The organism is Parafrankia soli (assembly GCF_001854695.1).
Classification (GTDB): domain Bacteria; phylum Actinomycetota; class Actinomycetes; order Frankiales; family Frankiaceae; genus Parafrankia; species Parafrankia soli.
Window position 1 is genome coordinate 1 of the sequence record NZ_MAXA01000193.1, and the last position, 1,174, is coordinate 1,174.

At 65.0% G+C, this 1,174-nt stretch carries 2 protein-coding genes; one reads left to right on the top strand and one right to left on the bottom strand.

The genetic code is table 11. The features are described 5' to 3' along the window. Positions 1-198 (bottom strand): type IV toxin-antitoxin system AbiEi family antitoxin domain-containing protein (locus tag BBK14_RS39320; RefSeq protein WP_206744669.1); only part of this gene is annotated, 198 nt, incomplete at its 3' end. 451 nt (positions 199-649) lie between these two features. Between BBK14_RS39320 and BBK14_RS15455 the strand changes: the two genes are divergently transcribed. Then, on the top strand, positions 650-1,174 hold a 525-nt coding region (locus BBK14_RS15455; protein ID WP_071063165.1), incomplete at its 3' end, for an HD domain-containing protein.

Sequence of the window (1,174 nt, forward strand, 5' to 3'; positions counted from 1 at the left end):
AGTGGCGCGAGGTTGGCGCAGTGCGGCCGCGGCCAGAGGAGTCAGTGTGGGGTCGAGGGCGCCGGGTCGGGCGTAGACGCCGCGTCCGATCTGGTCGAGTGCGCCAGTGTCGCGTAAATGGTAGACGCGGTCCTTGGGTACTCCAACCGCCACTGCTTGGTCGAGGCGGAACACGGCGGGCAGCCCGTCAAGCCCCACAGCTTCTCCTAACTGTTGCCATGACTCTACCATCTGGCAACAGTTAGATGGGCTGTTCGGTGCGTCGTGTGGAGCGAGCGGTCCCTGCTGCCGCAAGCCGGGAGTGATGCCGGTTACAGAGGGTGATGGATTGCGGAGTTTGGCCATCGTGCTGGTGGTGACAGTGTGATGCCGAACTGCGCGGCACACGACGGACAGAGTGGCACTGTACGAGGCGGCGTAAACCGCTRACCGGCCCGGACGGTACGTCCCGGCATCCGGCGGCACGGAACCGGGCGGGTCGATCGCAGCAGTCGGACCCCAGCCGTGCGCCGCCGTCCGGCTTGCCCTGGTCAGACCCGACCTTTCAGCAGGTACGGGCATGTCGTGGATCACTAGTAGTGTCCTGATGCGATCGTGTGTKAGGGCGTTCTGCTTGTCGGTCGCTGTGGCACGTGAAGGGAGCTCGGGCATGTTGCAGGTGTTCGAGGCGGCGGCCGGTTGGCCGTCCGTGCGTGAGCGATTGGCCAGGCGCATTGCGGAACAGGATCTAGCCTCGCTGGATGATGCGGTCGCCTTCGCTGTTCGGTGGCACGGGGACCAGACTCGGCCGGCGGGTGAGCCTTATGTCGAGCATCTGCTTGAGGTCGTGTGTGTGTTGGTGGAGGCGATCGGAACGACTGACATCGACGTGTTGCGCGCGGCCGTGCTCCACGATGTGGTCGAGGATACGGAGTGCTCGCTGGAGGATGTGCGCGAGCGCTTCGGTGACCGCGTCGCGGGCTTGGTCGACTGGGTGACCAAGCCCGTACCGTCGGAGGGCCAGACACGTGAGGAGGTGCGGGTGGCATATCTGACACGGTTGCTTAGCGCCCCGGATGATGCACTGTTGGTGAAGCTGGCGGACCGGCTGAGCAACGTGCAGCGGCTGGACACACATCCTCGGCCGGAGAAACGTCGTTCGTATTACCAGGAGACGGTGCGCTCTGTCGTCCCG